General features: G+C 55.9%; 7 protein-coding genes. 4 read left to right on the top strand and 3 right to left on the bottom strand.

The annotated features are described in order from the left end of the window. Positions 1-330: aminotransferase class IV (locus tag K5905_RS23820; protein WP_297588638.1), on the top strand; the 330-nt coding region annotated here is incomplete at its 5' end. A 20-nt stretch (positions 331-350) separates the two neighbouring features. Here K5905_RS23820 and K5905_RS23825 read toward each other — a convergent pair. Together K5905_RS23825 and K5905_RS23830 are read right to left on the bottom strand one after the other, a co-directional pair. Further along, positions 351-2,786, bottom strand: a complete 2,436-nt coding sequence (locus tag K5905_RS23825; RefSeq protein ID WP_297588640.1) for an FAD-dependent oxidoreductase — start codon at positions 2,784-2,786, stop codon at positions 351-353. 102 nt (positions 2,787-2,888) lie between these two features. Continuing rightward, positions 2,889-3,857 (bottom strand): LysR family transcriptional regulator, encoded by a 969-nt coding sequence (locus K5905_RS23830; protein WP_297588642.1) that lies wholly within the window; start codon positions 3,855-3,857, stop codon positions 2,889-2,891. 187 nt (positions 3,858-4,044) lie between these two features. On the opposite strand from K5905_RS23830, the gene K5905_RS23835 reads away from it, so the two are divergent. Next, positions 4,045-4,485, top strand: coding sequence for a YHS domain-containing (seleno)protein (locus K5905_RS23835; protein WP_297588644.1), 441 nt, complete (start codon positions 4,045-4,047; stop codon positions 4,483-4,485). A gap of 21 nt (positions 4,486-4,506) precedes the next feature. Here the strand turns inward: K5905_RS23835 and K5905_RS23840 are convergent, their stop codons facing one another. Beyond that, complete coding sequence (locus tag K5905_RS23840) at positions 4,507-4,983, bottom strand: SRPBCC family protein (protein WP_297588646.1); 477 nt, start codon at positions 4,981-4,983, stop codon at positions 4,507-4,509. A gap of 109 nt (positions 4,984-5,092) precedes the next feature. Here K5905_RS23840 and K5905_RS23845 point away from each other — a divergent pair, with 109 nt between their 5' ends. Beyond that, positions 5,093-5,797, top strand: coding sequence for a YafY family protein (locus K5905_RS23845; protein ID WP_297588648.1), 705 nt, complete (start codon positions 5,093-5,095; stop codon positions 5,795-5,797). A 152-nt stretch (positions 5,798-5,949) separates the two neighbouring features. Further along, a partial coding sequence (locus tag K5905_RS23850) for an amidase (RefSeq protein WP_297588650.1) occupies positions 5,950-6,756 on the top strand: 807 nt, incomplete at its 3' end.

Here is a 6,756-nt window from a genome sequence, read left to right on the forward strand (position 1 = left end):
ACCGGATGTCAGGAAGTTCTCTTTGAAAACGAAGAGGGCTATTTGACGGAAGGCAGTTACATGACGCTGTTTCTGAAAAAGGACGGCCGTTTGCTGACACCGGCGCTGCATCACGGCGTGCTGCCGGGCACACTCAGGGCTGGCTTGCTGGAGCGCGGCCTGGCCCATGAAGCCGACCTGAACCGGCAGGATCTGGAAGCGGCGGACGAGATTTTTGTCGGCAATTCCGTGCGCGGTCTTGTTCGTGGACGCCTGATGTCTGCCATGCAGGCAAAGGAAGACGACGGTCAGCGGGAAGCGGCAGTTCAGGTCAAGGTCGGCACCGGCTGATTATTAGCGCCAGTGCTTTTTCAACTTCGAGGGCGGGTTGTTTCCGGGTCATAGGGCGATGCGGGAATGACGGTTGCATCAACAAGATCTCCGCAGCAGTCAATTTTCAACTGCTGACCGACGTCACTCAACTCAGCGTCAAGAAACGCATAGGCAAGGTTCATACCCACCCGGTGCCCCCAATCTCCCGAAGTCACGGTGCCTGCAACGGAGCGGCCGATCATCACGGACGCACCTGCATGCGCTGGTGCTTTTTCAGAGTGAACCTGCAGGGTTGCCAGTCGTTTGTCAGGGCCTTTGGCCTTGCGTGTCAGCAGGGCTTCCTTGCCGATGAAGGTTGCCTTATCAAGTCTTACGAACCGGTCGAGCCCTGTTTCAAACGGATCGAACTCGGTCAGAATATCTGCCTTCCAGTGTAGATATCCCTTTTCCAACCTCATGGATTCCACGGCGCGAGCGCCGAAAAGCTGGAGCCCATGGACCGCACCGGCATCGCGAAGCGATTGATAGGCGCAATAAAGGGATGCGTTCGGGACGTGGATTTCATAGGCCAATTCCCCGGAAAAGCTCACAGCCATGACTGTTACCGGCGCAAAACCCAAGAAATACTCACGCACCGATAACCAGGGGAAAGCCTCTTTGGACCAATTCCCACGAGTGCAAGCTGAAAGGACCTTGCGCGCGTTGGGCCCGGCCAAAACCAGGATTGTCTGTTCATTGGTGAGACTGCGGATCTGAACGTCTTCCCCTGCCTTTACATGCTGCTTCAGCCAATCCAGATCGTGAAACTCGCTGGCTGCGGCTGACCCGTACCAGATGCGCTCCGGGCCACGGTCGGAGGCCGGCAGATTTACAATCGTCGCTTCTCCCTTCACCATTCCATGATGATTGAGCAGATAACCAAGACCAACGCGGGCTTCCTTTCGAGTGACAAAACCGCAGAACATGCGATCCAGGAAATCGTGACGGTCGGACCCGGTGATCTCGATACGATTGAAGCCATTGACTTCGCACAGGCCGACTTGCGTCTGAACGGCTTTGACTTCTGCGGCGACCAGATCAAATGTTTCGTCGAAATCAAATCCGAGCGTGGGGTGAAATTCTGCGTGGGATTTGATGTAATCCATCCGCTCCCAACCGTTCACCACGCTGAATGCAGCCCCTTCAGCAGCCAGAAGGGGGGTAAGGGGCGTTGTTTTAGCATTGCGACCGGCGGGCCTGTGCTCATGCGGGAAGTGAAATCGAAATTCGTTCTGATAGTCTTCAATTGCTTTTAACGCGGTCAGTTCCACATTGGCATGGCCGGTAAATCGGCGGGGGTCGAGGCACCATGTGTCATAGCAGGCTTCGCCATGCACTATCTGCTGCGCCAGAAGCCAGCCATGCCCACCACCTTCTCCAAGACCGGCACGCAAGCCGATGATGCAAAAGGCGTTCCGTTTTCCCGGGATTTGCCCAACCAGAGGGGCACCGTCGATGGTGTAGGTAATTGGGCCATTGATCACCGTGCGAATTCCGGTCTCCATGAGGACGGGCATTCGTGAAAATGCACCCTCCAGAACATCGGTAATCCGATCCAGATCGTCCGGGCATAGAGCGTTTGCGAAATGCGGGTCGATACCGTCCATTCCCCACGTCTTGCAGTCCTGCTCGTAGAAGCCGAGCAGCAGACCGCTCCTTTCCTGACGGCAGTAATAGTCGGATATCGGACAGCGCAGCAGCGGCATCCGGTGACCGGCACTTTTGATCGCCGGAATGTCCTCCGTCAGAAAATACTGATGTTCCATGGACATGACGGGGTGGTGAACACCCATCATGGCACCGACTTCATTGACCCGGTAGCCGCAGGCATTGATCACGATGTCACAGTCGATATCACCTTTGTCGGTATGAACGGTCCAGGTGTCATCCGTGTGCTGGGTCAATCCGGTCACTGGAGTGTGTCGGTAGATTTCGGCTCCGGCCTTGCGCGCGCGGCGAGCCAGTGCCTGGCACAGCTGGGCCGGGTCGATGTCGCCGTCGAGCGGGTCCCAGAGCCCGCCAAGCAGGTTGTCGGTGGAGATGAGGGGATGACGGCGCGCACATTCCTTGGCATCAATCACTTCGAAATGAACATCCATCCCCCGGGCCATGGAAGCGAAGTGTCCGTAGCCCTGCATCTGGGCATCGGTATTGGCCAGCCGGATACCGCCATCGCCATGGTGATAGTTGATCGGGTAGTCCGGGTCTTCGGAGAGTTCCTTATAGAGTTTGATAGAATGGGTCTTGAGGCCGACCATGGTCTGATTGGTGCCGAAATTGGTCACCTGAGCCGCTGAGTGCCATGTTGTGCCGCTGGTCAGTTCATCGCGCTCCACCAGCACTACATCCGTCCAACCTTCCCGGGTCAAATGATAAAGGGTGGAGCAGCCCGCAATACCTCCCCCAATGACGACCGCCCTAGTGCGTGACTTCATGTGCTCATCTCCCGGTGGTTCGGTTCATTTGACGGGGATGAACGGCAATTTCAATCGCATTTGGGCAAGATTGAAAAAATCGAAAATGATTTTCGAAACTTTCTAAAATGAAATGTGGACGTACTCATCCTTGAGCCACGGGTAGGCTTGGTGCACGGGACCCAGGGCATAAAGCTCAACGAGTTCGTGCAGTTTGGATTTTACCAGTTCTGTCAGTTGAAGCGGACAGTCTGCCGACCAGAAAAGACCAACTTCGCGGGCAGAACTCTGGTTCGGGAAGCGGAGAAGACGGACACTTTCCTGAGACCGCTTGCTGCGCGCGTAAAGAAGCGGTGTTGTGATTGCCCATCCGGCACCGGCGGCAACCAGCGCCATCAAGATCGCATTGTTTCCGACCAGCATGTGCTTCCTCAACTGGATTTTCATCCGTTGTAGCTGGGCCTCAATCTGTTTGCCGATCATTTGCGATCCATGAAAGCGCAAAAGTGGCAGATCTGCCTCGCCGTTCAACAGTTGCTCTGCGTCGTACGAACAGGTTTTCGGAACGACCAGAACAAACGGGTCCCGTAGTACCGGGTGATAGGAAATGTTCGCCAGGGGATGTGTTGGCTTTGCCATGATGCACATGTCCAACATACGGTTTTGCATCATTTCCAACAGCGTCAGACTGGGATTGACATGATATTCAAAGTCCACGCTGGGTAAGCTGTGGCTTAAAAAGACCGCGAGATCCGGAACGGCTTCTGTTTCAAAATCTTCAATCGTTCCAAAGCGCAATTGCCGCCCGAATTGCATGGTTTGTGGGTTGGCATTGGCCGTTGCCTGGCGCAGCGCTGCCAACGCGGGTTCCAGGTCCGCCAGAAACGCATTGCCGGCGGCAGTCAATCGCAGCGGCTTTTTGGTGCGATCAAACAGGGCAACGTCCAATTGATCTTCCAGAAGACCAAGGTGGTGTGCCACGGTACTCGTGGAAATCGCCATCGCCTTCGCTGCGCCGGTCACGGAACCGCAACGCGCGCAGGATCGAAACACTTCCAGGGACTTCAGGCTAATTTCCGGTTTTGCCGCCAAACAACACTCTCGTTGGATCCTTTGCCGTCCGGACAGTGATTGCCGGACTTCAGGCAAGATAGAAGATTGAAACCGGTTTGCGGAAGCAGATTGTTTCGAAGTTCTTCCGGCCTTCAAATGATTGTTGATTGAATGTCAGCGCCCAAGACGACACAAATTGAAAGAGTTGAAGGTGTGAGGTGGCATCATGATCAAGCGCAGGCGATTTCTCGGGTTCGGACTGGCCGCCGTCCTTGTGCTGGCGGTGGCTGCATTTGCAGTGCCGTCATTCGCCAAAAGCCCCTTGGCGCTGACCGGATATGATCCGGTGTCCTACTTCTCAGGCGATACGCCATTGGAAGGGTCATCCGATTTCACGGCTCGGCATAACGGTTTGACCTACCGTTTCGCGACAGCCAGAAACCGGGATGCCTTTGCCAACAATCCCGGGCGATACGCACCGCAATATGATGGCTATTGCGCCTATGGTGTATCGCGCGGGTATAAGGTGGGCGTCGATCCGCTAGCCTATAAGGTGGTCAACGGAAAGCTCTATGTGAACTACTCCAAATCCGTTCAAAGAACCTGGAGTGAGGACATTTCGGGCTACATCGCCAAGGCGAACCGGAACTGGCCGGGATTGAACTAGCTTGGTCAAGCAGTTCACACACTATCCGGTTGCTTGCACATTGCCGGATTGCAGTGACGCCACCTGGTTCGCCAGTCCCTTCAGATTGCCGTCGAGAATCTTGCCCATCATCCTCTTCATCATCTTCTGGCCCAACAGCCATCCTATCGGCCCGTATTTGACGCGATAGTCCATGCTCCAGACCACTTTCGTCTGCCCTGTACCTTGCGGGGCGATGCTGAGTTCTGCATAGGCTTCCTTGAGCGGCATCGGATCAGTGTCGGACAAACGGACGCGATATCCGCGATTTACCTGCCAATGTGTCACCTCTTCAACAAGCGAATTACCGTCTTTAAAATGGCAGCGGCGTTTTGAGCCGACTCCGGTTTCCCCAACTGTCAGCGCATCGACTGATTTCACAAGCGGCGCAAATTCGTCGATATGCATGAAGCGACTGAGAATTGGCCAGACCTTTTCCGGGCTGGCGTCAATGACAAAGGTGCGTTGGGAGTGGATCATTTGATGTCCTCATTTCAGCGGAATGTCTGATTTTTCTTTGGTTCCTGACAACTGATACCGTTGCCCTGCTGCCACCGTTATGGCAGCAGTGTGGCAGCAGGAGAAAGAAATGCGTCGCACTGAACGGCTGTTCCAGATAATTCAGATCCTACGTGCAAACCGGTCACCGGTAACGGGCAGGGAGTTGGCGGATGAACTGGAAATATCGCTTCGGACGCTCTACCGCGATATGGCGGAACTTATCGCGCAGCGCGTCCCGGTCACCGGTGAGGCCGGCACAGGCTATGTTCTGGACGATGGTTACGACATGCCTCCACTGATGCTGACTGCAGACGAGCTGGAGGCCGCGGCCCTCGGCGCCGAATGGGTCGCCGCGCAGTCCGATCCCTCTCTCGCCAGAGCCGCCAGGGATCTGGTGGCAAAATTGACCGAAGCAATTCCGCAGGAACTGCGCCCGGTCATTCTGGATGCGGGATCAAGATCGATTGCGACCGGGTCACAGACACAGGACCAGTTCGATGGCGCCGCATTGCGGCGCGCAATCAGGGACCGCATGAAACTTCAGCTCTCCTACCAGGACCAAAGAGGTGGTGTTTCCAGCCGTATGATCTGGCCGCTACTCATCGCCTATCTGGATTCAGTCCGCTACATCGTCGCATGGTGTGAAGCCAGGCAGGACTACCGGCACTTCAGGACAGACAGGGTGCTGACGCTGGAAGTGCTTGAAGAGAAATACCCTGGCCGTAGGGCGCTTCTGATCAAGGGCTGGGAAGAGGCAACTGCGAAGCGCGCGCAAGCCAGGCAAGGTGGCTGATGCGACTGCCCGGCAAGTGGGACCTCGAAGGGGCCTCACATCTGTGAGCCACCGCCGTTTCCGAGCGATGCCCAATTAATTCAACCACGCGCTCGACTTCCGAACACAGCAATGCGAACATTTTTCGATTGTGGAAGCGTTAGGGTCATCTTATGCAAAATATTTGGGAAATGACGGCGAGCGAAATTGCCGCGGCGGTTCGCTCGAAGAAAATGTCTGCAACCGAAGTGACCCGGGCGCATCTCCAACGGATTGATGAGGTAAACCCAAAGATCAACGCGGTGGTGCAGGAATGTCCCGAAGAAGCTCTTCAAGCGGCCAGTCAGGTTGATGACGCGATTTCGAGGGGGCAGGATCCTGGTGTTCTGTGCGGCGTTCCAGTCACGATCAAGGTGATCGTCGATCAGAAGGGACACGCCAGCACCAACGGCGTTCGTTTGTTCAAGGACCTGATTGCCCATGAGGACAGCCCGGTCGTTTCCAATATTCGCAAGGCCGGGGGTGTCATTGTCGGGCGTACGAATACGCCTGCGTTTTCCCTGCGCTGGTTCACAAACAACAGCCTGCACGGTCAGACCTTGAACCCTCGAAATAGGGGGATAACGCCGGGTGGCTCTTCTGGCGGCGCATCTGCTGCTGTGGCGGCTGGCATTTGTGCCATGGGGCACGGCACGGACATCGCAGGCTCCATTCGCTATCCGGCATACGCGTGCGGGCTGCATGGCCTGCGCCCGACGCTCGGTAGAATTCCCGCCTATAATTCCAGCGGTCCCGACCGTTACATTGGGGGGCAGTTGATGGCTGTTTCAGGACCGATTGCACGAAGTATCTCCGATCTTGAAATCTCCCTGGAAGCGATGGCCGCACCGGATATGCGGGACACGTGGTACATGCCCGTACCGCTCAAAGGGGGAGACTACCCAAAGCGTGTGGCACTGACGCTTGCACCGGACGGAATG

It is taken from the genome of Roseibium sp. (genome assembly GCF_025698965.1).
Classification (GTDB): Bacteria; Pseudomonadota; Alphaproteobacteria; order Rhizobiales; family Stappiaceae; genus Roseibium.

Bases quoted from the DNA above. Each gene is read 5' to 3' on its own strand.
- K5905_RS23825 (WP_297588640.1), bottom strand. From the start codon at position 2,786: ATGAAGTCACGCACTAGGGCGGTCGTCATTGGGGGAGGTATTGCGGGC.
- K5905_RS23835 (WP_297588644.1), top strand. From the start codon at position 4,045: ATGATCAAGCGCAGGCGATTTCTCGGGTTCGGACTGGCCGCCGTCCTT.
- K5905_RS23840 (WP_297588646.1), bottom strand. From the start codon at position 4,983: ATGATCCACTCCCAACGCACCTTTGTCATTGACGCCAGCCCGGAAAAG.
- K5905_RS23845 (WP_297588648.1), top strand. From the start codon at position 5,093: ATGCGTCGCACTGAACGGCTGTTCCAGATAATTCAGATCCTACGTGCA.